Annotated in this window: 1 protein-coding gene; it reads left to right on the top strand. The window is 67.7% G+C overall.

The window, feature by feature from the left end; all coding sequences use genetic code 11:
- Nucleotides 1-858 (top strand): calcium-binding protein (locus DRV85_RS18400; protein WP_147238890.1); only part of this gene is annotated, 858 nt, incomplete at both ends.

Below are 858 nucleotides of genomic sequence, written 5' to 3' on the forward strand. Positions count from 1 at the left end.
GACGACTTCATCATCGACACCTGGGGCCATGACTGGCTCTTCGGCATGGGTGGCGCCGACTTCATCAATGGCGGCACCGGCAACGACTCGATCTCCGGCGGCCTCGGCAACGACGACCTGTTCGGCGGCGAGGGCGACGACTACATCGCCGGCAACCAGGGCGACGACTTCATCGGCGGCAACGACGGCGACGACAACCTCTGGGGCGGCTCCGGCAGTGACGGCATCCACGGCGGAGACGGCGACGACTACATCTCCGGCGGTGACGGCGACGACAATCTGCACGGCCATGCCGACGACGACGAGATCCAGGGCGGCGACGGCAAGGACTTCATCCAGGGCGGCGCCGGCGACGACGTTCTCCAGGGCAACGGCGGCGCAGACTTCATCCGCGGCAACGACAACGCCGACTGCATCGAAGGCGGCCAGGGCGACGACTGGCTCTGGGGCGACAACGCCGTGCCCGCCGAGAACTGGAACCCTGCGTTTGATTTCGCCCAGGATTCGATCGACGGCGGCAGCGGCGACGACCACATCTTCGCCGGCGAGGATGACGACCTGGTCGACGGAGGCAGCGGCCACGACGTCATCTGGGGCGGCCACGGCAACGACCTCATCGACGCCGGCACCGGCGACGACTTCGTCCGGGGCGGTATCGGCAACGACAGCATCTACGGCAATGACGACGACGACCGGCTGTTCGGCGATGACGGCAACGATGTGATCGACGGCGGCCGTGGCGACGATCAGATCGGCGGCGGCAACGGCGACGACCTGATCGATGGCGGTGGCGGCAACGATGTCATCTGGGCCGGCTACCAGCACGACTACGTCGAAGGCGGCGCCGGCAGCGACGAG

Source organism: Rhodosalinus halophilus (assembly GCF_003298775.1).
GTDB classification, from domain to species: domain Bacteria; phylum Pseudomonadota; class Alphaproteobacteria; order Rhodobacterales; family Rhodobacteraceae; genus Rhodosalinus; species Rhodosalinus halophilus.